The organism is Fusobacterium ulcerans ATCC 49185 (assembly GCF_900683735.1).
Lineage (GTDB): Bacteria > Fusobacteriota > Fusobacteriia > Fusobacteriales > Fusobacteriaceae > Fusobacterium_A > Fusobacterium_A ulcerans_A.
On sequence record NZ_LR215979.1, the window covers coordinates 2,247,620 to 2,274,450 of the forward strand.

23 protein-coding genes and 1 other RNA gene are annotated in these 26,831 nt (G+C 30.1%); 3 read left to right on the top strand and 21 right to left on the bottom strand.

The features are described from left to right. Positions 1-17: 17 nt before the first annotated feature. From E0E45_RS10085 to E0E45_RS10095, 3 genes are read right to left on the bottom strand one after another with little or no spacing between them, the layout of a single operon-like run. Positions 18-959: an NrtA/SsuA/CpmA family ABC transporter substrate-binding protein gene (locus E0E45_RS10085; RefSeq protein WP_130891043.1), complete on the bottom strand. Its 942-nt coding sequence runs from the start codon at positions 957-959 to the stop codon at positions 18-20. A 13-nt stretch (positions 960-972) separates the two neighbouring features. Then, on the bottom strand, positions 973-1,695 hold the full coding sequence (locus E0E45_RS10090) for an ABC transporter ATP-binding protein (RefSeq protein WP_232044099.1): 723 nt from the start codon (positions 1,693-1,695) through the stop codon (positions 973-975). Then, the gene (locus E0E45_RS10095; protein ID WP_130891044.1) at positions 1,676-2,446 is read right to left on the bottom strand and encodes an ABC transporter permease; all 771 of its coding nucleotides are present in this window, start codon (positions 2,444-2,446) and stop codon (positions 1,676-1,678) included. Before E0E45_RS10095 ends, E0E45_RS10090 begins: the two co-directional genes overlap by 20 nt. Before the next feature lie 267 nt (positions 2,447-2,713). Between E0E45_RS10095 and E0E45_RS10100 the strand changes: the two genes are divergently transcribed. Next, on the top strand, positions 2,714-4,090 hold the full coding sequence (locus tag E0E45_RS10100) for an MATE family efflux transporter (protein WP_130891045.1): 1,377 nt from the start codon (positions 2,714-2,716) through the stop codon (positions 4,088-4,090). Positions 4,091-4,122: 32 nt separating this feature from the next. Here the strand turns inward: E0E45_RS10100 and hslU are convergent, their stop codons facing one another. The 18 genes from hslU to E0E45_RS10190 form a co-directional block, all read right to left on the bottom strand. After that, positions 4,123-5,439: an ATP-dependent protease ATPase subunit HslU gene (hslU, locus tag E0E45_RS10105; RefSeq protein ID WP_130891046.1), complete on the bottom strand. Its 1,317-nt coding sequence runs from the start codon at positions 5,437-5,439 to the stop codon at positions 4,123-4,125. Between the two features lie 86 nt (positions 5,440-5,525). Next, positions 5,526-6,326, bottom strand: coding sequence for a response regulator transcription factor (locus E0E45_RS10110; RefSeq protein WP_130891047.1), 801 nt, complete (start codon positions 6,324-6,326; stop codon positions 5,526-5,528). 4 nt (positions 6,327-6,330) lie between these two features. Beyond that, the gene (locus E0E45_RS10115; protein ID WP_130891048.1) at positions 6,331-8,028 is read right to left on the bottom strand and encodes a sensor histidine kinase; all 1,698 of its coding nucleotides are present in this window, start codon (positions 8,026-8,028) and stop codon (positions 6,331-6,333) included. Between the two features lie 61 nt (positions 8,029-8,089). Next, the gene (locus E0E45_RS10120; RefSeq protein WP_130891049.1) at positions 8,090-9,745 is read right to left on the bottom strand and encodes an ABC transporter permease; all 1,656 of its coding nucleotides are present in this window, start codon (positions 9,743-9,745) and stop codon (positions 8,090-8,092) included. Beyond that, positions 9,735-10,856: an ABC transporter ATP-binding protein gene (locus E0E45_RS10125; protein ID WP_130891050.1), complete on the bottom strand. Its 1,122-nt coding sequence runs from the start codon at positions 10,854-10,856 to the stop codon at positions 9,735-9,737. Before E0E45_RS10125 ends, E0E45_RS10120 begins: the two co-directional genes overlap by 11 nt. Positions 10,857-10,987: 131 nt before the next feature. Continuing rightward, positions 10,988-12,010 carry an ABC transporter substrate-binding protein gene (locus E0E45_RS10130; RefSeq protein ID WP_130891051.1) on the bottom strand — a complete coding sequence of 341 codons (1,023 nt, stop codon included), beginning with the start codon at positions 12,008-12,010 and terminating at the stop codon, positions 10,988-10,990. A 249-nt stretch (positions 12,011-12,259) separates the two neighbouring features. Continuing rightward, entirely contained in the window at positions 12,260-12,850 is a 591-nt protein-coding gene (locus E0E45_RS10135; RefSeq protein WP_130891052.1) for an XTP/dITP diphosphatase, read from the bottom strand. A 5-nt stretch (positions 12,851-12,855) separates the two neighbouring features. Then, positions 12,856-13,620 (bottom strand): ribonuclease PH, encoded by a 765-nt coding sequence (gene rph, locus E0E45_RS10140; RefSeq protein WP_130891053.1) that lies wholly within the window; start codon positions 13,618-13,620, stop codon positions 12,856-12,858. A 32-nt stretch (positions 13,621-13,652) separates the two neighbouring features. Next, the gene (locus E0E45_RS10145; protein ID WP_130891054.1) at positions 13,653-15,437 is read right to left on the bottom strand and encodes an ABC transporter ATP-binding protein; all 1,785 of its coding nucleotides are present in this window, start codon (positions 15,435-15,437) and stop codon (positions 13,653-13,655) included. Then, a complete protein-coding gene (gene lpxB, locus E0E45_RS10150) occupies positions 15,434-16,507 on the bottom strand; it encodes a lipid-A-disaccharide synthase (protein WP_130891055.1) in 1,074 nt (357 codons plus the stop codon). Before lpxB ends, E0E45_RS10145 begins: the two co-directional genes overlap by 4 nt. A gap of 12 nt (positions 16,508-16,519) precedes the next feature. Next, positions 16,520-17,323, bottom strand: a complete 804-nt coding sequence (locus tag E0E45_RS10155; RefSeq protein ID WP_130891056.1) for an LpxI family protein — start codon at positions 17,321-17,323, stop codon at positions 16,520-16,522. Further along, complete coding sequence (gene lpxA / locus E0E45_RS10160) at positions 17,323-18,096, bottom strand: acyl-ACP--UDP-N-acetylglucosamine O-acyltransferase (RefSeq protein WP_130891057.1); 774 nt, start codon at positions 18,094-18,096, stop codon at positions 17,323-17,325. The genes E0E45_RS10155 and lpxA overlap by 1 nt, the downstream gene beginning before the upstream one ends. Positions 18,097-18,113: 17 nt before the next feature. After that, positions 18,114-18,539, bottom strand: a complete 426-nt coding sequence (fabZ, locus tag E0E45_RS10165; protein WP_005981279.1) for a 3-hydroxyacyl-ACP dehydratase FabZ — start codon at positions 18,537-18,539, stop codon at positions 18,114-18,116. 28 nt (positions 18,540-18,567) lie between these two features. Continuing rightward, complete coding sequence (lpxC, locus tag E0E45_RS10170) at positions 18,568-19,392, bottom strand: UDP-3-O-acyl-N-acetylglucosamine deacetylase (protein WP_130891058.1); 825 nt, start codon at positions 19,390-19,392, stop codon at positions 18,568-18,570. Positions 19,393-19,405: 13 nt separating this feature from the next. Continuing rightward, complete coding sequence (locus tag E0E45_RS10175) at positions 19,406-21,583, bottom strand: ATP-dependent helicase (protein WP_130891059.1); 2,178 nt, start codon at positions 21,581-21,583, stop codon at positions 19,406-19,408. Positions 21,584-21,769: 186 nt separating this feature from the next. Next, an RNA gene (ffs, locus tag E0E45_RS10180) (signal recognition particle sRNA small type) lies at positions 21,770-21,869 on the bottom strand. Between the two features lie 59 nt (positions 21,870-21,928). Next, complete coding sequence (locus tag E0E45_RS10185; protein ID WP_130891060.1) at positions 21,929-23,641, bottom strand: hypothetical protein; 1,713 nt, start codon at positions 23,639-23,641, stop codon at positions 21,929-21,931. A gap of 12 nt (positions 23,642-23,653) precedes the next feature. Further along, positions 23,654-24,424, bottom strand: a complete 771-nt coding sequence (locus E0E45_RS10190) for an RNA-binding protein (protein ID WP_130891061.1) — start codon at positions 24,422-24,424, stop codon at positions 23,654-23,656. 212 nt (positions 24,425-24,636) lie between these two features. Between E0E45_RS10190 and pssA the strand changes: the two genes are divergently transcribed. Beyond that, positions 24,637-25,413 carry a CDP-diacylglycerol--serine O-phosphatidyltransferase gene (pssA, locus tag E0E45_RS10195; protein ID WP_130891062.1) on the top strand — a complete coding sequence of 259 codons (777 nt, stop codon included), beginning with the start codon at positions 24,637-24,639 and terminating at the stop codon, positions 25,411-25,413. A gap of 137 nt (positions 25,414-25,550) precedes the next feature. Then, positions 25,551-26,789 carry an RNA polymerase factor sigma-54 gene (gene rpoN, locus E0E45_RS10200; protein ID WP_130891063.1) on the top strand — a complete coding sequence of 413 codons (1,239 nt, stop codon included), beginning with the start codon at positions 25,551-25,553 and terminating at the stop codon, positions 26,787-26,789. Positions 26,790-26,831 lie beyond the last annotated feature (42 nt).

Consider the following 26,831-nt stretch of genomic DNA (forward strand, 5'->3'; position numbering starts at 1 on the left):
ACCACCCTTTTCTGTTATTATTTTTTTATGATAGTATTGATATCTATTTTCTTTTCCTGAAGACCATTCTCTATTAAGAAATCTTGAGTTTTTACTAAGTCTTCTACATCTGAAGCTTTAATTTCAGTATTAAAATCATATAATGGATAAAGTTCCATTACTTCATCTTTTGAAAGTCCTGTATCCTCAGCTGTTATTTTCAAAGTAGTTTCAAAGTCATCTTTTATAAACTTAACAGCATCTTCATTTACTTTAAGGAATCTTTCTACAAGCTGTGGATTTTCTTTAAGGAATTTTCCACTTACAGCAGTAACAACAATTCCCTCTACAAGTCCTTCTCCATTAGTTACTACATTAGCACCATTTTTTATAGCCTTTAATGCAACTGGTCCTGCTAAAAGTGCTGCATCCACATTTCCACTTTCAAGTGCTGCCATAGCTTCTGGTAATCCCATATTTATAAATTCTATATCATCAACTTTTAAATTGTCTTTTCCAAGATAAGTCAGAAGAAGCTGATGAAGTATAGTTCCTTTTGGTCCAGCCACTTTTTTCCCTGCTAAATCTTTAGGTTCTTTTATATCAGCTGATTTAGATATAAGCATAAATCCTTTTGGTGATCTGCTGTAAATATTAGTTATTTTTAAGTCTACACCATTAGAAGCTGCTATAATAGCCGATGTTCCTCCAAGTGCATGAAGAAAATCTAATTCTCCTGCTGCTAAAGCTTGTGTTTGTTCTGGCCCTGTTGTAAGTTCATGAAATTTTACTGTTATTCCATCTTTTGAAAATTCTTTTCCAAACATATCCTTATTTTTCTCTAAAATGGATGGTATATTTAAAGGAGCTTTTACATAGGTTATATTTATCTCCTTTGGTACAGTAGTTTTTTCTTTTCCGCAACCAGCAATAAGAAGTATTGTTCCTACTGCAGCTGCTGCAATGATTTTCTTCAACATCTTTTCCCTCCATTTAATTATTTATTTTTTTCAAAATTTCTTTTTTTAAATTAATAAGCTCCATATCAGCTATATCTCTTGGAAATTTTTTTGCTATATCATAACTGTGTATTTTTCCCTCATTTATAACTATTATTCTATGACCAAGCATCAAAGCTTCATCTATATTGTGAGTAACAAAAATTATCCCAGTTTCAGTTTTTTCATATACCTTTATTATCTCTCTTTGGAGCTGTTCCCTTGTAAAATAATCCAAAGCTGAAAAAGGCTCATCCATTAAAAGTGTATCAGGCTGATATGACAAAGCTCTCGCTATAGCTACTCTTTGAGCCATTCCTCCAGATAATTGTGATGGATAAGCATCTTTAAATTCCTCTAAAGATATCATTTTTAAATATTTATCTGTATCTATTTTATTTCCATGTATTTCTATATTTTCTTTTACTGTAAGCCAAGGCATTAAACGGCTTTCTTGAAATACCATTCCAATTTTTGCCTTTACCTTTTCTCCACTCTTATTATAAAAATCTATACTCCCATATGTTATCTCTTCCAAACCAGCTATCATTCTTAACAATGTAGTTTTTCCACAACCACTTTTTCCAAGAACAACAGTTATTTTATTATTATCTATCTCTAAATTCATATTTTCAAATATTATTTTTTCATTTTCGCTTATCTCAAATATTTTTTTGAGATTTAAGACTCTATACATATTATTCAAAGCAATCACCATGTTTCCTCTTTATATAAGCAGAAACGACCATGGAAAATATATTATCTGTTATTATCCCTAAAGTTCCAATCACTATTATTCCCAACATAACTATATCTGACCTTGATATCTGCTGTGCATCTAATATGAGATATCCTATTCCAGAAGAAGCTGCTATAAGTTCAGCTCCAATTATTGCTCTCCAACTATACCCTATTCCTAATTTTAATCCTATCAAAATATCTGGAACAGAGTTAGGAAGTATTATTTTTAAAAATATATCCTTTTGCGACATATCAAAAACTTTTCCTACTTCTATATATTTTTTATCACAACCTTCTACTCCTTTCAGCACATTTAAAAATACTGGAAAAAATGATGCCAATACTATAATCACTATCTTAGAAGTTTCTCCTATCCCAAACCAAAGAATTATCATTGGTATAAGTGCAAGAGGTGGTGTATGACGAAAAAATTCAAAAATTGATTTGAAATAAACATATATATTTGTAAAAACACCAAAAAATATTCCAAGAGGAACTGCTAAAAAAACAGTAATAGAAAACCCTATAAATATACGCCTAAGACTTATACCTATATGTCTTATCAATTTTCCATTTTCCACCAGTTTCACAAAGGAACTGATTATCTTTGATGGAGCTGGAATTATATAGCTGTTCCACAGGTTATAGTGTGATCCTACTGTCCATACAATTAAAATAACTGCTATTAAATATATCCCTTTTAATTTCTCACTCTTCAAACTATCCACTTCACCTTATTTTAATTTTAATATCACCTCAAGTTTAGCATAAATCCAACAAAAATGTAATACCTAAAAATCATTCTCAGGAACTAAAAAAAATTTATAACTTTTGTTCTTTTTACAAGAAAAATATGTTACAATAAAAAACAAAGACCTTTGACATGAAGACTATATTTTATTAAAAAATTTACAGATAAATTTATTTTTATTCTGTAAATTTTTATTTTTTATAATTCTTCATTGAAAGTGATTACACTAAGGAGGATTGGCATTATGAAAATAGGTCTCTTATCATCGAATGTCCAAAAGAGACGTGAAATGATTCTCAATGGAAACATTCTTAACACTCTGCTTTTTTTATCACTTCCAACTATTTTAATGGGTATGGTTTCATCTCTCATACCATTATCAGACGGATTATTTTTAAACCATACCTCAGGATATCTTGTGGCAGCAGCAGTTGGTTTTGGACAGCCTATAATAAATATACTGAATGCTCTGTCTTTAGGATTAGGTGTAGCTTCTATGGCTATTGTTGGGCAGATCAATGGAACTGGAGATCTGGAGAAAGTAAAAAAAGTTTCTACCCAAATCATGGTATTTGCATTTTTTATAGGTCTGCTGGTTGCTCCTACTTCTATCATATTTGCTTCTATTGTATCACAAAATATAAGCCCTGAGATAGCTCATCAGGTTTTCCTTTATTTAAGTCTTTATTCAATAGTTATTCCATTATTATTTATGGCTGCAATATACAATGCAATAAAAAATGCAACTGGACAGCCTGAAGCAACTCTTATCAGAATAATAATTTTATTACTGTTGAAAATTATATTTAACACATTATTCCTTGCTGTTTTTCATCTTGGAATAATTGGAGCTGTTATGGCTTCTCTTTGTTCATACATAATTATAGCTATCTGGATGTTTTATGATTTATTTGTAAAGAAAAGTGAAACTCAGCTTGTTCTCAGAGGTTATTACCCTGATTTTGCTCTGCTGAAAAAAGTTTTAATTTTGGCTCTTCCTTCTATGATAACTTATTCATTGATAAACTTTGGATTCTTTCTTATCAATATGGAAGTTGAAAAATATGGAGCAATTGTTCTTACAGCTCAAACTATTGCCAGCAATATCAATACTATGTGTTTTACTCTCCCTTCTTCTATTGGTACTACTGTAACTACTATGGTCAGTATGAATATAGGAGCTGGAAAACCAGAAAATGCTGAAAAATCTTTTAAATATGGTTCATTGGTAAGTTTAGTTATCTCTTTTATTCTTATAGTAATATTTCTTCCAAGTAGTAATTTTCTTGTTAGATTATTTCAGAATCATGAAGATATAGTAAAATTAGCTGATCACTCATTAAAAATATATACTTTCTCTATTATAGGTTTTGGTTTGTTTATGGTATCTCAAGGTGCTTTCATTGGTCTAGGAAGAACAAGACTACCTTTGGTTATGGGACTTTTAAGAGTATGGCTGATAAGATATATCTTTATTATTATAACAAAAAAATGGCTTGGAGTAGATTCGGTATTCTGGGGAAATCTAGTATCTAATACTGTAGCTGGTCTGTTATTCTACTACATAGTTACAAAGACTCCATGGGTATCAGTAATAAAGAAAGATAAAAATTCAATATAACAAAAAAAGGATGGGGCGCCATCCTTTTTTCTTTAGAGAATATATTTATCTAGATTTTCTTCTTCATTTTCTTTCTTAAACACCTTTTTAACAAAATTAGCGTCTATACTCACTTTTTTCTTCTTTTCATATGGAGCTTCATACATCACCTCTCTCAATAGCTCTTCTACCACTGCTGACAGTCTTCTCGCTCCTATATTTTCTACTTTCTCATTTGCTGCTGCTGTTATATCTGCTATTTTTTCTATAGCTCCCTTTGTAAAAGTAAGCTCTACATTGTCAGTAGCCAGCATTGCTGTATACTGATCAAGGAGGTTATACTCTACTTCTGTAAGTATCCTTACAAAATCTTCTTTTTCCAGATTCTTTAATTTTACTCTTATTGGGAATCTACCTTGTAATTCAGGCATCAAATCAGATGGAGAACTTTGTGTAAATGCCCCTGCTGCAATAAAAAGGATATGATCTGTCTTTACAGGCCCAAATTTTGTCATAACTGTACTTCCCTCTACTATTGGAAGGATATCTCTCTGTACTCCCTGTCTTGATACTTCCCCTTTTCCTACACCATCTCTTTCAGCGATCTTATCTATTTCATCAATAAAAATAATTCCATTATTTTCTACATTCTCTATAACTTCTGCATTAAGAGAATCCAAATCAAGTTTCTTTTCAACCTCTTCATCCATCATTATTCCAATGGCATTCTTTACAGTTGTTATCATCTTTTTGCTTTTTCCTGATACTCCTGCCATTACCTGATCCAAAATACTTCCAATTCCAGAAGTATCATCACTTCCAGATACAACTTCAATTATTGGAAGATCTAAATCTTTTTTAGTTTTTTCTATCTCAACTTCTGTATCATCATATTTTCCATCATCAATATCCTGCATTATTTGAGCTTTTTCTTCATCATTAAGAGAATCATATGGTTTTACAAGTTTAGCAGCTTTTTCCAATGCTGTTTCATATGCTTCCTCTCTTAATTCATTAAATTTCTGTTCTTTCATTTTTCTGTAAGTAAGAGAAGTCAAATCTTTTATTATACTTTCCACATCTTTTCCCACATAACCTACTTCAGTATATTTAGTGGCTTCTACCTTTAAAAATGGAGCATCAGCTATCTTAGCTATTCTTCTAGCTATCTCTGTTTTTCCAACCCCTGTTGGACCCATCAAAATTATATTTTTAGGAGTAATTTCCCTCCTTAATTCCTCATCTTCTATATTTTTTCTTCTATCTCTATTTCTCAAAGAAATAGCAACATTTTTTTTAGCTTCATCTTGTGATATTATATATTTATTAAGTTCTTCTACTATCTTCTTTGGAGTAAGTCCTCTGTTCATTATCTCTCCTTTTTCTTTTCCTTCTTTTTATATTTTTACACTATGCTTATTATATCACAAAGTTATAAAAGAAAAAACTTCAATTATTATTTTAATATTATGATATTTTGTTTAACAAAATCTCCAGGGGCTGTATCTAAATATTTCTTAAAAACATTGCAAAAATGCTTATAATCTGTAAAGCCTACCATATCAGATACTTCATATATTTTATATTCTTTAGTTAATAATAGCCTTAAAGATTTCTGTACTCTATATTTGTTCAAAATATCCAAAAAAGTTTCTCCTGTTACATCTTTTATTTTTCGACTGAGATAACTTACACTTATATCCAGCTCATCAGCTATATCTTTTATATTCAATTTCTCTGAATAGCAATTCAATATTTTTTCCAGAGTTTTTTCTACATATCTATTTTTATCACTATCTTTTCCAAGATATATCCTTGGAGAGAAGAATTCTATATCCTCTTTAGTCTTTGTTATATTTTCAACATCTCTCAATGTATTTTCTTTCTCTATCTTTTCTTTTACTTTTTTCACAGCTTTTTCCAAAAGTTCTTCATCTATTGGTTTAAGGATATAGTCTGCTACCCCTAACTTTATTCCCTCTTGAGCATATTTGAATTCTCCATAACTGGTTAATATTATTTTTTCAAATTTCAATCCTGCTTCTTCTGCAGTTTTCAGCATTTCAAGTCCATCCATTACAGGCATTCTTATATCTGTTATTACAAGATCAGGAGCAAATTCTTCTATGAGCTTTAATCCTTCTCTCCCATTTATTCCTTCTCCAATTATCTTACAATCCATAGAGAGCCAGTCTATTGTGTTTATCATTCCTTTTCTTATGATATATTCATCTTCTACTACCAATACTTTTATCATATCTTTATCCCTCTGTTTTTATGGAAAATACCAATTTTACAATAGTTCCCCATCTTTCAGAACTCTGTACTTTTATTCCATAATTATCTCCATATATAAGCTGTATTCTTCTGTGAACATTGTATATTCCAATATGATTCCCAATATTCAGCTCTTTATATTTAAGTCTTTTTCTTAATTCATAGAGTTTTTCTTTTTCTATTCCATTTCCATTATCATATATATCTATTACTAATTTATCTTTTTGTTTTTTAGTTTTTATAAATATCATCAATTTATTTATCTGGGTATACCCATGCTTAATAGAATTTTCTATTATTGGTTGAAGTACCAATTTAGGAACAAGAAATTTTTCTGTATCTTTATCTACATCTATATAATAATCAAAATTTTCTCCAAATCTGAATCTCTGTATATCAAGATAATTTCTAGCATATTGCAATTCTCTTTCAAGAGTTACCTCTGAAGATTTATTTTCTATACTAAATCTCAGGAGTGATGATATATTTAATATTATTTTATTTGCCATGGAAGTATCAGTTTTAATTGTATATTTCAGCATTTCTAATGTATTGAAAAGAAAATGGGGATTAAATTGACTTTCAAGCTGTTTTATTTCTAAAAGTACTCCATGTTTTACCTCTTCTTTATTTTGTTCAATGAGAAATTTTATATTTTCCAGCATTTTATTGTATGAATCTGCTATTATTCTAAACTCATCATTTGTTTCTACATATAGAGTATTACTCAAATCTCCTGTTTTTATATTTTCTATTGCTTCTACTATTTTTTCAACAGCAGCTGTTTTTTTACTGGTTATTATTTTAGCTGCTTTATGCATTGTAAATATTATAATCATAAAAACTATACATAAATATACTATTCCATTTACAAAACTATCTGTAAGATGATTCATTCTTGAAACTGTATAAAGCACTAAATTTGAATAATATACAGGGCTTTTTGTCACATAAAATTTTTCTTTATTGATACTTACATAATGGTCATCTTCCCTAAGCTTCTTTACTACTTTTCCGAATTTATCTTTAAATATATCATTAGTAGTAAATGCTATTTTATTAGTCTTATCAGCAATTATTGTATTGTAAGAACTTCCCTCTCCTACAAATTCTCTTAAATCATCATTCAATATATTAAAGACTATATATCCTATAAGCTTCCCAGATTTTTTTACAGCTCTTCCAACAGAAAAAACACTTACACTGTTATTTTTAAAATGCATCTTATTTATATAAATTATTGTATTATTGATATTATCCTGCATTCTCATAAAAAATCCCCAGCTATACCCATTATCACTTCCTATAAACTGAGCATTATTCATAAGAACATGCAGCTCCTCATCATAGATTATAAAATTTCCCCTTAATGTTGTAGAATTTATACACTTATAAATTTTTTCATATGCATCCTTATTTGATTTTTTATTAATCATAGCATTAATAATAATTTCATCATTATACAAATTTTCTATTTCATTAAAATACTCTCTTACCATATTATCAAGATTTTTGGTCAATACACGGCTGTTATATTGATTATCTTTTTTTATAGCTTCAAATTCAAAAAAATATATAAGTCCATAACCTACAAAAGATAAAAAAATTATGGGAACTAATGAATACAAAATCAGCACTTTTCTCATTTGTTCTTTAAAACTTACAAATTTACTGTCTTTCATATCCATCATCCCATAATCGCAATTTTTTAATATATTATACCTTATTTCTAATTTTTGTACATCAAATATTTACATCTCTTCCACCAGTAGCCTTAAAGAATATTAATAAAGATATTACAGTTGTTATAGTCAAAATCGTAGACAGTGCAGCTGCTGTTCCATAGCTGGCTCTTATTACCTCTGTATATATAGCTACTGACATAGTTCTTGTAGTCCCTGTGTATAGAATGACAGAAGAACTCAACTCATTGATAACTGTTATCCAGCTTAGAATAGCTCCTGATAAAACTCCCGGAAGCATCATAACTGCTGTGACTTTAAAGAACGTTTTTACTGGAGAACATCCCAGGCTGATAGAGGCCTCTTCCAAACTTGGACTTATCTGATACAAAATAGCAGCTGAAGAACGAAGTGTATATGGCATTCTTCTTATAACAAAAGAAATTACCAATATAGCAGCTGTCCCACTTAATAAAAGTGGTCTGCTGTTAAAAGCTAAAAGAAGAGTTATACCTATTACAGATCCAGGAATTATATATGGAAACATAGTTATAGTATCTATTATCCCTGTAAGAAAGTTTTTCTTTCTAGTTGAAATGTAAGCTATGAACATTCCTAGAAATATAATTATAACTATAGCTGTTAATCCATACATATAGGTGTTTAAAATAGCATTTCCCATTCTTGAAAAAACCATCTCATAACTTTCAATTGAAAATTCTCTAACAAACATAGATCCTCTTGTTTTCAAGAAAGAAGTATATATAACTGTTATTTGAGGGATAATTGACAAAAATACTACTGCATATATAAAAGCATGCATAAGTTTTCCTTTTATTCCTTTAAGTTCAACTGGCTGTACTGGTCTTATTGAACTCATAACAAATGATTTTTTATTTACTATATACTTTTGTCCCAAGAATAGAGCTATGGTTATTACTATCATTATTGTAGCCATGGCAGCAGCAAAGTTTGCACTTCCTCCCATTTCTCCAACAAATTCTGAATATATCAATACAGGCATTACATTATACCCTTCTCCTATCAGCATAGGAGTACCAAAGTCTGCCATTGCATTCATAAATACCAGAAGGGCTCCAGACATAAGAGTTGGCAATATCAAAGGCATTATTATTGTATATACCTTCTTAAAAGTACCGCACCCTAAGCTTTCTGCTGCTTCACTCAAAGCCACATCTATTTTTTTCAAAGCTCCTGATACATAGAGGAAAATAAATGGGTATAGCTTTAAAGTAAATACCAACAATATTCCTGAAAATCCATAGATAGTTGGGAGATTTATATGAAGAACCTCTCTAAAAAAAGTAGTCACTACCCCGCTTCTTCCACATAAAAGAACCCATGAATATGCTCCAATAAATGGAGGAGAAAGCATTGAAATAATAATAAGAACCTCTACCAATGCCTTAAATTTAACCTTATAAAATGTCATAAAATATGCCATTGGAACTCCAATTATGATAGCAATAACAGTAACACATGTAGTGACCTGAAAACTATGAAGAAGCCCTTGATAATAATATTTTCTGCTGAAAAATCTATGAAAGTTTGTCATACTCCAGTTTTCAGTCAAAGGATCTTTAAAACTGCTGAGCAAGAGAGAAAATAATGGATAAATTAAAAACAATGCAAATACAAGAGTTATAACTAAAGTTACAACTGTCCAGAAGTCCCATTTTATTTTTTTAGTCAACATATGGATCTACTCCTTTTATTAAGCTTTTCTTTCCATCTTCTGTGAATATATTAATTTTCTTTGCATTTGGTTTTAATACTATCTTTTCTCCTACCTGATATATATGAAGAGCATGTCCTACATCCTGAGAAAATTCAAGAGCTGGCATACCACTTACTATCTCATCTGCTTTAGCATCTATCTCATAATTAGTATATTTTCCCAAAAACATACTTGTTTTTATAGTAGTTTCAATTCCCTCATCAGATATAGAAAATTCTTCTGGACGAACTGCAATAACTATTTCCTGTCCATCTTTAACTTCATCTGATAAATTATTCATGCTTACTTTATAACCATTTTTAAATACTACATATTTCTTATCACCATCTATTTTGATATTCCCTTTAAAAAGATTTGAATGTCCTATGAAAGTTGAAACAAACTGATTAGCAGGTCTTGCATAAATATCATGAGGCTGTCCTATCTGTTGAATTTCTCCTTTATTTATTACTGCTATTCTGTCAGATACAGAAAGTGCCTCTTCCTGATCATGAGTTACATATACAGTAGTTATTCCAACTTTTTTTTGAATATCTCTTATTGCAGAACGCATTTCTACTCTTAATTTAGCATCTAGATTAGATAGAGGTTCATCCATCAAGAGTACATTTGGATGAATTACTATAGCTCTGGCTAAAGCTACCCTCTGCTGCTGCCCTCCTGAAAGTCTTTCAGGCAGTCTTTCTTGATACTCAGTTATTTTTACTACATCAAGTATGTCATCTGTTTTTTCCTTCATTTCTTTTTTGTTTACTTTTCTGAGTTTTAATCCATATTCTACATTTTCTCTTACAGTCATATGAGGAAAAATAGCATAACTTTGAAATACCATTCCTATATTTCTTTTATGAGCAGGCATATCATTTATAACTTTGTCATCAAAGCAGATTTCTCCACCCTCTATACTATTGAATCCCGCTATCATTCTAAGCAGAGTAGTCTTTCCACATCCTGAAGGTCCCAGCAATGTAAAAAATTCTCCATTTTTTATATTAACAGACATTCCAGGTATTATTATATTATCTCCAAATTTCTTTATAACATTACTTACTTTTATAGCTACACTCATTTTACACCTCTTTTAATTTTTTCTGATTATAACAATAAGGCTGCTTCAAAAGCTTAATCTTTAGACTTTTGAACAGCCTCATTGTAGGAGTTTATTAATTTAAAAAACAAGTTTTACTTTAAGCTTTTTTATTATTTAGTATAGATATCTTTGAATTTATCTAACCATACAGGTTTTTGATCTTTTACTACATTAATGTCATCTTCTATAACATAAATATCCTCAAGTCTTTTTAATCCTTTTCCTGGCTCAACATCTTTTCTTACACTTCTTCTATTTAATTGAGATGAAACCATAGTTTGAGCTTCTTTACCAGTTGCAAAATCTACGAATTTTTTAGCATTTTCCATATTTTTACAATTTTTGATTATATATACACCATCTGGTTTTACAATAACTCCCTCTTCCATATATACTACTTCAACAGCTGCTCCAGAATTTACATATTTTACTGCTCCTTCTTCAAATGTAAGTCCAACTGTATATTCCCCATCTGCTACACCTTTATATACAGCTGATGATCCAGAAAGAAGAGTATAGTTTAAGTTTTCCATAAACTTCTCTACATATCCCCAACCATCATTTGGATTTCCTTTTCCCATTGCATAAAGCATATTTACTAAATGTTCAAATGAAGATGATGATTTAGCAGGATCTGAAAAAGCTATTTTTCCTTTTAATGCTGGATTTAATAAATCTTCATATCCATTTATTTTTATATCTCCAATAAGATTTTTATTAATCATAATAACACTTGGAACTGCTGAGAATCTTGTCATATTTCCTTCAACATTTTTATAAGAATCATAAAAAGCTTCTTCATTAGTTGTAGTATAATTTTCTAAATTATCTTTTATAGGATCTACAACTGTTATTGTTCCTCCCCATAAAATATCTGCCAGAGGATTATCTTTTTCAGATTCAACTCTTTTCATCAATTCCCCAGTTCCAGCAGCTATAACTTCTACTGATATACCAGTTTTTGTTTCAAATTCATTAACTAGAGGATTGATGAACTCTAATGGATGTGGGCAATAAATTGTAAGATTTCCTGCCCCTTTAGCTTCTGCTTTCTTTTCTTCCTTTTTATCACTACAGCTTATAAATAAAACAGATAATATTAAACTAAAAATAACCCAAAATCTTTTCTTCATATATTTTTCCTCCCTAATTATTTTATCTACTATAATCCAATGATATTACATTTAAAGGAAACTAACAATCCCTAAAACTATTTTTTTATACTTAAAAATGAACTTTTTTATATTTATATGTTTTTTTTATAGATTTTTTATATTTATATCAAACAAAAAGATAATAATTCAACAAAAAAAGAGATTGATTTATAAGCAAAAATCATTTTGCTTTCTAATCAACCTCTTCAATATTGCATATTTATTTTTTTAATCTTTTAATATGTTTTCTAACTCGGCTTCAAGTTTTTTTAATGCATTAGCTCTATGGCTTATTATATTTTTTATATCTGGCATCTCTGCAAGTGTCTTTCCATATTCAGCTACAAAAAAATGAGGGTCATATCCAAATCCCTTATCTCCTCTTGGTTCATCTATTATCTCTCCTGGAACTTCTCCTCTGAAAGAATAACTTCTTCCATCTGGTTTTCCCAGAGTAACTACACTTACGAAATGAGCCTTTCTGTTTTCTTTACCTTGTAATTCTTTAATAAGCTTTTTATTGTTGGAATCATCTGTTGCATGTTCTCCAGAATATCTGGCAGAATATACTCCTGGAGCTCCATCCAGAGCATCTACACATAATCCTGAATCATCAGCTATTGTTATCATTCCAGTATATTTGGCTATTTCCATTGCTTTCTTAGCAGAATTTGCTTCAAAAGTATCTCCATCTTCTATCACTTCTGGTATATCTATCCCATCTTTAATAGAAAGTATCTCTATATTTTTTACACTTTTGAAGATAGCTGTTATTTCTTCTATTTTATGTTTATTTCCTGTTGCTAGAAAAATTTTCATAGTATCTATTCTCCTATTACTTCATTTTGAATTCTGATTATCTCTTTTATTCCAACTTCAGCTAAATCAATCAGTTCATTAAGCTCTTTTCTAGTATAAGTAGCCTCTTCTCCTGTTCCCTGTACTTCAACAAATTCCCCTTTACCATTCATTACTACATTCATATCTACTTCTGCAGCAGAATCCTCAGTATACATCAAGTCAAGCATTGGAGTTCCTCTTACAATACCTACACTGATAGCAGCTACATTAGAAATTATTGGATTTATAGATAGAACTCTATCTTTCATGAGCTTTTTAACAGCTAAAGCAAGAGCTATAAATCCTCCAGATATAGAAGTAGTTCTAGTTCCTCCATCTGCCTGAATAACATCACAGTCAATAGTTATAGTTCTCTCTCCTAATTTATCTAAATCTACAGCTGTTCTTAAAGCTCTTCCTATAAGTCTTTGTATCTCCATAGTTCTTCCAGAAAGTTTTCCTTTTGCAGATTCTCTCTGATTTCTCTCTCCAGTAGCTCTCGGTATCATAGAATATTCAGCTGTAAGCCATCCTTTTCCTTGTCCTCTCATAAAAGGTGGTACTTTTTCACTTACAGAAGCTGTACATATTACTTTGGTATTTCCAAATTCTATTAATACTGATCCCTCTGCATAAAGATTGAAATCTTTTGTTATTTTTATCTCTCTAAGACTGTCTACTTTTCTTCCATCTTCTCTTAATTTCAAAGTTCTTAAATCTTCTTCTATTATCATTTCTTTGACTTCCATTATTCTATTTCTCCTCTTGATCTGTCAATTTTTTATGCTAATACTTTTTCCTTTGTCTTTTCTTTCTTTCCAAATTGTATTTCATAGAAATGTTTATACAATCCTTTAAACTCAAGTAATTCCTGATGAGTTCCTATTTCTTTTATTTCTCCATTTTCCATTACAACTATCTTATCTGCATTTATTATAGTTGATAATCTATGAGCTATTACAAAAGTTGTTCTATTGACCATCAATTTATCTAAAGCATCCTGTACTAATCTTTCTGATTCAGTATCTAAAGCAGATGTAGCCTCATCCAGTATCATTATTTCTGGATTTTGTATAAGGGCTCTGGCAATAGCTATTCTCTGTTTTTGCCCACCAGAAAGAAGTACTCCTCTTTCTCCTACCTCTGTTTCAAATTTATTTGGAAGTTCCATAATAAAATCATAAGCATTAGCCATTTTAGCTGCATTCATAATTTCCTCTTCTGTTACTCCATTTTTTCCAAAAGATATATTTTGGGAAATAGAACCACTGAAAAGAAAGCTTTCCTGAGGAACTATTCCTATATAATCTCTATATTTTTTCAATGAAATATTCTTTATATCTATACCATTTACTTTTATAGCTCCCTCTGTAGTTTCATAAAATCTTGGAATAAGGTTTACAAGAGTAGTTTTTCCACTTCCACTTTTTCCTACAAGGGCTATAACTTCTCCAGCTTTTACATCTAAATTTATATTTTTAAGTATCAATTCTGGAGAATCATCATAATGGAATGATAAATTTTCAAATTTGATATCTTTTATTTCAGTTTTTAATTCCTCTTCTTTTTCACCATAGTAATCCTGTTCCAGAGGAACATCTAATATCTCTATTACCCTGTCTGCTGATGGCAGAGCTTCTTGAAGGTCATTATTTTTATTTATAAGTCTTTTCAGTGGCTGGCTCATCAATCCCAAAGCAGTAACAAAGGAAATCAAATCTCCTGCTGTCATAGTTTTTAAAACAATTATCTGATATCCTCCATATGAAGCTACCAACAATACCATTACTGTTGTAATTATTTCATTGATAGGAGAAACTTTTGCTTTTATCTTTGTACTTTTATATGATTTTTCAAATTCATCCTTACTGATAACTTTATATTTTTCAATCATATCATCACTGTTATTAAAAGCTTTTATTACAAAGATACCAGAAAGAGTTTCCTGAATAAATGCTGTAACTGCTCCTGAAGTGTCTTGTCTGATTCTACCAGATTTTCTTATCTTCTTAGTATATTTTTTCACTGTACTTATGATAAGAGGCATTACTATCAAAGCTACAAGTGCCAAAATATAATCCACCTGAAACATTCTGAAAGTAAGAGCAACCACTGTAAGAAATTCTTTAAACATATCAAATATGATAAATCCTATTCTCCCTAAAGTTGCAGAATCCCCAGAAAGTCTTGCCATTACATCACCCAGTTTATTCCTTTTAAAATATGACATAGGGAGTTTTTGAAGATGAGAATATACGTCTATTTTTATATCTCTCTTTATTGTTTCTGTTACATAGTTTGATGAAATAGAAGCAAAATATCCAGTTACTACTTTAAGTATAGTAGAAACAAATATTCCCCCTATTACCATAGCCATCATTCTTGCATTTTTATTTACTAATACATCATCTATAAGGTATTTGCTCAGCCATGCTGGAACTGCTCCCATAGCTGAACTAAAGGCAGAAGTAAATACTACTGCTCCCATTACCCACTTATATTTAAAACTATATTTCAAAAATGTATTTAATGATTTATTTTTAAATATACTTAATTTTTCTATCATTGTTCTCCTTTAATCAGAAAATTTCCATAGCTCTTTACAACATCTTTTCCTGATAGTTTTTTTCTCACTTCAGCTATGTCTTCAGCTATTTTTTCTTTGGAATTTTCAAAGTAATCAAGATATTTTTCTATCTCTTCTGGATTGCATTTTTCCTGTAATAATTCTGGGTATACTTCTCTATTAAGCGTAAGATTAGGTAAGGAAACAAATCCTACTTTCAAAATATGTCTTGCTATGAAGGCATTTATAAAGCTTGTCCTATACACAACAATAACAGGAATACCCATCAAAGCAAGTTCCAGTGTTACTGTACCAGAAGCTGCTACAGCTGTTTTTGATTCTTTTACACATTCAGCCAGACTTTTATCTGATACTATCTTTAAATTTTCAAATTTATTCAAATCTTCATCTATCCATTTCAGATGTTCACTACTGGAAAGTTTCAAAAGAAATGTTTCTTCTTTTTTCTTTTCTACTACTTTCAGCATTACAGGAATAAGTGTTCTTATTTCCTGTTTTCTGCTTCCTGGAAGAAGAAGTATATTATTTCCTGTTCTCTCAATTACTGAATACTTATCTACAAATGGATTGCCAAAGTATACAGCGTCTACTCCATGTTTCTTGTAAAAATCTACTTCCCAAGGAAAAATAACCATTATGTGATCTGCTTTCACCAGCTTTGTTATTCTATTTTCTCCCCATATCCAAAGTTTTGGGGGTATGTAATAGTAAACTTCTACTTCTGGTACTTCTTTTTTTAAAAGTTCAAGAAATTTGAGATTAAACCCTCCATAGTCCACAAGAATCACTTTGTTTATTTTTTCTTTCTTTATAAAATCAATATATTCATTTGCTTTCTTTTTTAAGAAACTATACTTTTTGAACACTTCGGTAAATCCCATTACAGCAAGCTCTTCTATGTCCTGTATCACTTCTACTCCTTGAGCTCTGCTGTGATTTCCTGCTGCACCATAAAATTTCAGATCTTTATTTTGTTCAAGCATAGCTTTTACTAAATATGAAAGATGTAAGTCTCCTGAAACTTCTCCTGTAGATACAAAAAATTTCATAAAAATCTCCTCTTAAGCTTTTATTCCCATAATAAAAAGAGAGTTCTCTTCAGCAAGCTTTACAGCTTCATCTCTGTTAAGAAAAAGCATTTTCCCAGCTTCTCCAACAATTCCCTTTGCCCCTATCTCTACTGCTCTCTTTATGGTTTCTATTCCCACTGCTGGTATATCTACTCTCATATCCTGCTGGGGTCTTGACATCTTTACAATTATTGTTCCTGTTCCAGCCAGTTCTCCAGCTCTTTTAATAGTTTTATCTGTTCCTTCTATTCCTTCCAATGCCACAACAGAAGAATCCTTGCATACAACAGTCTGTCCAGCATCCACTTCACTTAAAGCTTTAGCTGCTTCCATTCCGATTTTTATAGTTTTCATATCCTCTTTCGAAGGTTTGTTCCCTGTATAGCACTTCTCTTGAAACATAAAATTTTTCAAAAGATAGTTCTGTGGCAGAACTTTTATTCCATTCAATCTAAAAAATGCAATAATTGCAAAAAGGAGAGTTTCATCTTTTTTGTCTGGTAACCTTTTAAGAAGCTCCTCTCCATATTTGTCTAATTTCATCTCTTTAAAAATAATTTCTTTTTCAACTTTACCAAGCATAATGATCTCTCTTATATCATTCAAGAGAAAATGTTTCACTATAGCTCCTACTTCACCTATATTAAAAGCTTTAAAGTTGCTGCAACTTTTGATTTCAGGTTCAATAGTTTCAAAAAGACCTATGGGAAAAACATTGATCTTCTGCTTTTCAGCTTCCTGCAGGAAATAAAGGGGCAGTTTTCCATTACCAACTATTATCCCTAATTTATCCATTATCTAGTTATCCCCCTATTACTGTTATTTATGAAATCCAGTAAATATTTTATATTGTCATCTTCACCATACTCTTCCTCTACCTGCTTAATAGCTTCTTTTAAAGGAAGACCATTTCTAAATATTATTCTATAAGCTTTCTTCAGATTTGACAATGTTTCATCAGAAAAACCTCTTCTTCTGAGTCCAATACTATTTAATCCTCTTACTTCAGCTTTATTCCCTTCAGCAAGTACGAAAGGACAAATATCCTGATTTACAGCACTTGCCCCTCCTATCATAGAATAAGAACCTATTCTGCAGAATTGATGGATAGGAGTAAGCCCTCCTATTATTGCAAAGCTATCAACTACAACATGTCCTGCCAGAGTGACATTATTTGCAAGTATACATCCATCACCAATGATGACATCATGGGCAACATGAACATAGGCCATAAGAAGATTCCCATTTCCTATTCTTGTTTCCCATCTGTCATCTGTTCCTCTGTGAATAGTAACAAATTCCCTTATTGAGTTTTTGTTTCCTATAATAGTTTTTGTGGGTTCATTTTTATATTTTAAATCTTGAGAAGCTTTTCCAATAGAAACAAATGAGTAAATAGTATTGTCTTCCCCTATTTCTGTAATTCCTTCTACAACTACATGAGATTGTATAACTGTATTTTTTCCTATTTTTACATCTTTTCCTATTACACAGTAAGGTCCTATCTTTACTCCATCTTCTATAATTGCTCCTTCTTCAATTATAGCAGTGCTATGAATATCTACCAAAATGAATTCCCCCTAATCTATTTGTCTGTTATACAGAATGTAAATGTAGCTTCACATGCTAAAACTCCATCTACTTTTGCCACTCCATGAGCCTTTACAAAGTTTCTTTTTATTTTTTCTACTTCTACTTCATAAATAACTTGATCCCCAGGTTTTATTGGACTTTTAAATTTAGCACTTTCAACACCTACGAAATATGGAACTTTCCCTTCTACTCCATCCATTACAAGTACACCTAAACATTGTGCCATTCCTTCTACTATAAGTACTCCTGGCATAATTGGGTGTCCTGGAAAATGTCCGTTAAAAAATTCTTCATTGATAGTAACATTTTTCAATCCTTTTATTTTTTGCTCTTCTTTGTTCACTTCAAGAATTCTATCAACAAGTAAAAATGGATATCTGTGTGGGATTCTTTTCATGATTTCTAAAGTATCTAACATATTTTTTTCCTCCTAAGATTTAAATAAATTATAAATTTTTCAGTAATTTTGCAAATTCTATATCTAAAGCATGCCCTGCCTTTACTGCTATTATATGACCTTTGATAGGTCTGTTCAATATTTTTAAGTCCCCTATGATATCAAGCATTTTATGTCTTACAAACTCATCTTCATATCTTAGTCCTTCTGGATTCATTACACCATCTTTTTCTATTACTATGGCATTTTCAAGAGTTCCTCCTAAAGCGAGGTTGTTTTTTTTAAGGTATTCTATTTCATAATCAAATCCAAAAGTTCTTGCTGGAGCTATCTCTTTTTTATAATTTTCAAGATTTATTTCAAACTCTGCCAACTGTGATTTTAAAAAACTATGTTCAAATCTGATAGCATATGTTATTTTATATCCATCATATGGAAGAGCTACTATATTTTTATCACCTACTGTAAGATATATTGGTTTAGTTATAACTATAGGCTCAACCTCTCCATCTAGTTCTTTTATTCCAGCATTTTCAAAAAGATCTATAAATCTTCCTGCACTTCCATCACAGATAGGAAGCTCATTTCCATCAAGCTCTATTACAAGGTCTGTTATTTCCGCTGCATATAATGCTGATAAAAAATGCTCTATTGTATGAACTTTTGCTCCAAACTCATTTTTTAAATTAGTTCCTCGCGTAAGGTCAAAAGTATTTTCTATATCTAATTTTATTTCATTTTTTCCATCTTCAAGATCAACTCTTTTGAAAATTATTCCATTGCTCCCAGGGATCAGCTTCATATCGATATTTTCTCCTTTATGGAGTCCAATACCTGAATATATAATCTCTTTTGCCAGTGTTTTCCTTTTCATCTTCCCTCCTTATCTAGTTTTTTGTTAAAAATTTATCTGCAACTGCCATTGCAATTTCTCTTTTTCCATCTACAAAGTCTACTTCAACTTTTTTATCTGTTACTCCTCTTACCACTCCCAACCCAAATTTCTTATGCATAACCTTTTCTCCAACAGAATAAGGATATTCCTTATATGTTTTGTTCAAGTCTTCTATAGTTATCATTTTTTTGAATTGTTGTTTCACTGGAGTTTTTGTAGGATTTATTGCTTCTCTCTTAAATTGAGATTCTATATTACTTTCAAGAAGATTCTCAGGAAGTTCATTTATAAATCTCGATTTAGTTCTGAAACTTTCCTCTCCATACATAAATCTGCTTGCAGCATAAGAAATATATAACTTATCCTCTGCTCTTGTTATTGCCACATAACACAATCTTCTTTCCTCTTCAAGCTCTCTAGGTTCAAAGTCAGCTTTTTTCCCTGGGAAGACTTCATCTTCAGCTCCTACTAAAAATACTGTAGGAAATTCAAGTCCCTTTGAGTTATGAATAGTCATGAGTTTTACATAATCTTTCTCTTCTTCCAGATTATCTGTAGCACTTACCAATGATATATTCTCTAAATATTCTCTTAAAGTAAGAGTTTCTATTATCTTTTCCATTTCTGTAATAGAGTTTCTTAATTCCTCTATATTGTTTATTCTATTCTCACTGTCTTCATAGTTTGATTCCAGATAATCAAAGTATTTTATACTTTTTATTACTTTATCAAAAAGTTCTGAAACAGCTTCACTTTCGCTCATATCAATAAGTTCCATCATCATTTTATGGAATTCTTCTAATACTATTTTCATATTAGCTGTAAGAGTATCTATCTCTTTTGCTCTTCCTAAAGCTTCAAAGAGAGTAAGTCCATTTGCAGAAGCAAACTCATTTATTTTTTCTAAACTCTTATCTCCTATCTTTCTCTTAGGTACATTAAGTATTCTGCTCAGGTTAAGACTGTCTTTAGGATTATTGATAACAGCCAGATAAGCAACTATATCTTTAATTTCTGCTCTTTGATAGAACTGCATTCCACCAAATATTTTATATGGTATATTGAATCTCAAAAAACCTTCCTCAAAAAGTCTTGATTGAGCATTCATTCTATAAAGAATAGTAAAATCTCTATATTTCTTACCTTGATTTTTCCCTTTAATTATCTCTTCAATTATGACATTTACTTCCTGTCTTCCATCATTACATTGAAGAAGAGTTATTTTTTCGCCAGTTGTTTTCTTAGTCCAAAGTTTTTTATCCCTTGCACTTGAGTTGTTACTGATTACAGCATTGGCTGCATCCAGTATCACTGAAGTAGAACGATAATTTTCTTCTAATTTTACAACTTCTGCATCAGGATAATCTTTTTCAAAATCAAGAATATTTTGAATATTAGCTCCTCTGAATCCATATATACTTTGGTTTTCATCCCCAACTACACATAGATTTCCATATTTACCAGCTATTTTATTAATTATCTTGTATTGAATATTATTTGTATCCTGGTATTCATCAACCATTATATATCTAAATTTATCCTGAACTTTATTTAAAATATCAGGTATCTCTAAAAGTTTTGCTGTATTGATTAATATATCAGAAAAATCCATTCCATTATTGTTTTTAAGAGCTATATTATATCTTCTATATACTTCTGACACTATAGCAGCATTCATATTATATTTATTTTCTGCTTTCTCATATTCATCAGCAGATACTTCTTCTTCTTTCAATTTTGAAATAAGAGAAACTACCATACCTTCTGTAAGATTTTTGTCTTTGACTACCAGCTCTTTCATTATACCTTTTACTACTCTTTTTTGATCATCAGCATCATAAATAGTAAAATTAGCTCCATAGCCAAGTCTGTCCCCATATGTTCTTAAAAGCCTTACACCAAATGAGTGAAATGTAGAAACCATTGTTCTTTTCCCATCTTCCCCTATAAGATCTTCAACTCTTTCTTTCATCTCTTTAGCTGCTTTATTGGTAAATGTCACAGCTAATATTTTATATGGAGATATCCCTAATTCTTGAATCATATGGGCTATTCTATAAGTTATTGTTCTTGTTTTTCCAGAACCTGCTCCAGCAAGTATAAGCAATGCCCCTTCTATTTTCTCAGCAGCTTTTCTCTGTCTGTCATTTAATTTTTCTAATATGCTCATTCTATTTTATCCACTCCTTCTAAAAGTTAATTATACCATAAAACACCTGCTCTTATCAATTAGAAGTCATCAACACTCTATAATATTCAATATCTTTTATTTATGGTTATCATTTATTGAGCAGTCTATAAAAAAAGGAAGAAGCTCTGCTTCTTCCTATGTAAGCTTTTTTAAGTGTCGTGAAAACTGAAAGAAGTTTTAACTCACACCCACAATAAATACCTTAGTGCTGCTTCCTTCCAGACCTGACACGGTTCGATAATATTGCGCCATGAGATTCCTCAGACAATTTCCACGACGATTAATTATATCAAGTTTTTATAATTCAGTCAACAATTTTATTCCTTAAAATCTTTTAAACAATTCATTTAATATATCTTTCTTGTTTTTTGACTTTAAAAAATTTATCTGCTCCTCAATTTTACTAAGCTCATTCATCTGAATTTCCAGTCCATCTTCTGATTTTTTTCGTATATCTTCCTCTTTTGCTTTTAAAATTTCTTCATATTTAGCAATTTCTTTTTCGCTGTTTTTCTTCATGTCTTCAATTATTTTCTTTTTCCAGTATCCATCTTTGTTATTTAATACCTTTAATATTTTTTCAGAAAGATTACTTTTTACAGTTACTCTTCTTGTATTAGAATTATAATTGTAACTGATATCCCCATCTCTTACATCACTAAGAAGAGGTATTATCATATCTCTAAGCAAAGGTATTTTTATATTTAAAGAATCTGTTATCTTCTGCCCATTAAGATCCATATTATGTATATTAAGTTTACCATTTATAACTATATCATTTTTTGAAAGAACAGTTTTTTGCGAAAGCCCTGCTGAACCTCCAAGTATATATTCATTAAGTTCTTTCAATTCTTCAAGATTAACTTTTGAAATATCTATATTTATGTACCCTTCTAAAGTATTTACATTAAAATATCCATCCATTTTCCCATAACTGTCTTTTTTATTTCCATTTAAAAAGAATGTTACATTATCTTCGTTTCTTGAAAGTCTACTTGAAATATTATTTAATTCTCCATTTAAAGAAAATCCATATAATTCAGATGTAAGATCAATCTTTTCAACATATATTTCCCATTTATCTTCTTGCTGCAAGTCTTCATTTTTTCTAAGTTCAATTTCTTTTAAAACATCTCTGTATTTTACAACTATTTCATATATCTTCTTTTCATAAACTTCATTAAGATATATATTTACAAGAGAATCTAAATCTTTTATTGCTATTTCTCCATTTTGTACAAAAGCCTCTACCCCTTTTTCCACAGAGAATTTTAATTCAGGAGAATTTTTCATATCTTCCAAATCTAATCTTATCTGTTCTTTCTCATCTTTCAGCTGATCGTTTAATACTTGGGCAGATTCTATTATATTTTTTACCTCTCTATCCATTTTGAAGATATCCAATGGATTTTTAAGGCTTGTTACTTTTTTCAAATCTTCTCTTATACTTTTAAATTCTTTCCCTTTTTCTATCTCTTTTATTCTAGTTTCCCAATAATTTCTCTTTTCTTCCAAAAGTTTATTATTTCTTTCATATTCACTTTTCAAAATATTCTCAAGATTCAAGTCATTTATTTTCATACTATCTAAATACGAATTTTCTATTTCTGTTACCAATACCTCTTTATTTTTTTCATCATCATCTGGGATAAGGACTTGTGAAGCATCTAATGGAGCATTTTCTTTTATTCCAATAGTTCCATCTGTCTTTCTGTCTGTAAGAAAATCTACATTTATTATATGAGCTTCACTTATCAAAACTTTTTTATCTGAAATATAAATATCATAATCAGCATTAAATTCTTTTACTGTTACAAAATTTTTCATGCTGTTTCTCTGACTTGTTGCTTCTATATCTCTAACTACTATTCTCTTATTAAAAGGAGAGAACTCAACTTTTCCTATATCTACCTTACCTTTATTTATTTCTGTAAGTTTTTTCTCTAAAATATTTTTCACTATGATGTTTCTGGCAGCATATACTCCAATTACTATTATAATAATTCCTGCTGCTAAATACATAATTAACTTTTTCATCTTTTCAACTCCTTAGCTGAATTTTTTTATCAGTATCCTTATTTTTCCCTTTTTACTCTCACCTAAAACAGAATCAATCAAAAATTTTCCTTTTCTCCTTATGGATATAATATCCCTCTCCTTTACTACTCTGCTTTTATCTTTATCAGTATTGTAGTTCAATGCTACATCTCCAGCTTCTAAAGCTTCTATTGCATTATTTCTGGAAAAATTTCCTAAAGCCGCTGTTATTACATCCAGCCTTAAAGATGCTATACTTTCTACCAATTCCTTGAATTCTGTTTCTGGAATATCTCCAGAAATTATCTCTTCAGCTTCTACAGGGATTTTACCTATCATCTTAAGGTTTTCCTTTAAAAACGTAAATAATTCTTCATTTATTATACCATAACATATCCCATCTTTTACAATCAAATCTCCTAATATTTCTCTTTTTAATCCCAAAGACATAATACTCCCAAGATAATGTTTATGTTCCAGCTCCTTGAACTTAGATCCATTGGCTATTTTAAAATATTTAACTGGAAAACTTAACATAGCTGAATCAAAATCTTTTGGATATACTCCTATCATTTTCTTTTCGCAGCTGTCATTGATTCCCAAAAAAGAAAACTTTACCCCTAGGTTTAAATTCTCTAATCTAGTCCAAAAATTAGGTGGATAAAAATATCTGCTGTACACAGGATAATCTATCTCTTCACAAAGTTCTATATCATCACATATTGCTCCTACTAAAAATTCATCTATATCAGGAAATACTGATTGAAGTTTTTTTCTGTTCAAAATTTTTCTCCTTTTTTATTTTTCTCTACATATATGATTTTATATGATTTTTTTCAGAAAAGGAATACCTAAAAAAAGTTTTTTTATTTAATATAAAAATAATGGATATTCTACTACTTCAGATGCTTGTATTCAACATTAGATTGAAAATTTGTTTTTTTTATGCTAAAATTAAATGAATATTTTTCAACATTAAGGAGATGAAAATTAAAATGGTAAAAAGAAAGTATATAGCACCTAATGCAATCACTGCTGCTGGTTTATTTTTAGGTTATTTAAGTATCACAGCATCAATTAAGGGTGAATTTATACGTGCTATAGTCTTTATTATATTGGCTATGGTTTGTGATGGATTAGATGGAAAAACAGCAAGAAAATTAGATGCTTTTAGTGAATTTGGTAAGGAATTTGATTCCTTTTGTGATGCAGTTTCCTTCGGTCTTGCTCCAAGTCTTTTAGTTTATTCTATATTGACGCAAAAAATTGCAGCCAGCCCATTTATAGTTCCAGTTTCATTCTTATATGCTCTGTGTGGGGTAATGAGACTTGTAAAATTTAATATTATCACAGTTGCTTCAAGTGAAAAGGGTGACTTTAGTGGAATGCCTATTCCAAGTGCAGCTTCTATGGTTTGCTCTTATTTCCTTTTCTGTTATATGGTAAACAAACATTTAGGAATTGACCTTTTTAATATAGATGCTCTTATGGCTATCACTGTAATTGCTGCTGTACTTATGGTAAGTACTATGAAATTCAAAACTCCAGATAAAGCATTTCCTTTTATTCCAAAGAAATTTGCTGGTGCTTTTATAATTTTAGTAGTTGTTACACTTCCTATAAGCTTATTTATAGTAACTTATGCTTATGTTCTCATAAATATCATGTCTCATGTTACAAAGAGATTCTTTGGTTCTGAAAATCCAGCTGATGATAATGATGAAATAGAAGAAATAATAGAAGTTATGGAAGAAGAAGAAAAAGATAAATAAAACTATATTTAAAATATAAAAAATGGGCAGATTGATAATATCAAATCTGTCCTTTTTGTATTGAATTAAATATATTTCTTATTTTTTCAAATATATGATATCATATACATAAGGCTAAAAAAACGAGGTGATTTAATTTGGACTTTACATTAAAGCTAAAACAGGAAATGAAACTTTCTTTAACACAGGAAATGAAAATTTCTATGAGTATACTTCAAATGTCTTCATCTAACCTAAAGGATTTTATCGAAAAAGAAGCATTAAAAAATCCAATGCTGGAGGTAACATATTCTGCTCCTGCAGCAAAATATAATTCTGATGAAGAAACTCCCTCTCCCTTTGACTTTATCATTGAAGAAAAAACTTTAATTGATTTTTTAGAGGAACAACTTGGTTATTTAAAAATTTCACCTAAAATAAAATCTATATGTGAATATGTAATAAATAATTTAGATGACAGAGGATACCTTTCTATGTCTAAACTGGAGATAAAAAAAGCTCTCAAAGCTTCTACAGCTCAAATGAAAGAGGCTATGGATATTATATATTCATTAGAACCAACTGGTATAGGTGCTGAAAACTTAAAAGAAAATCTAAAAATACAGCTTCTGGCTAAAAATATTACTGATGAAAAACTTTTCTATCTTATAGATGATTTTCTGGAAGAACTTGGAGATAAAAATTATTCCCTTATAAGTGAAAAATTAAATATCTCTATTGAGCAGATAGAAGATTACCTTGATATAATCAAGACATTAGAACCCATACCTGCTAGAGGATATTTTGTTGGGAATAAAACAAACTATGTTGTCCCAGAAGCTAAAATAGAGATAGTTGATGATGAACTTATAGTTACATTAAATGAAGAGGCTATTCCTAAAATCAAAATAAGCAGTTCATATGAATCTACAAATTCATTGTCTGATAAAAACAATATGTACACAGCTATAAATCTGATTAAAAGTATTGAGAAAAGATATATCACTTTAGAAAGAGTTTTAAATCAACTGATAATAAAGCAGAAGGATTTCTTTTTTAAAGGCAAGGATTTTCTACAGACTTTAACTTTAAAAGATATTGCAAAGGAATTGAATCTTCATGAATCTACTATTTCTAGAACTGTAAGAGATAAATTTATAGAAACTCCTCAAGGAATGATTGCTATAAAATCTTTATTTTTATTAAATTCAGAATGCCTTGAAATAAAAAAGACCATTGAGAATCTTGTAAAATTAGAAGATAAAGCTTCTCCTTTATCAGATGAAAAAATATCCCTGCATTTTAAAAATAATGGATGTAATGTAGCTAGAAGAACAATAGCTAAATATAGAGAAGAACTTGGAATTGCTTCTACCAGAGAAAGAAAAAGAAAATAAAAAGAAGCTAACTTAAGAATAGTATAATTTTAGAACTTTTCC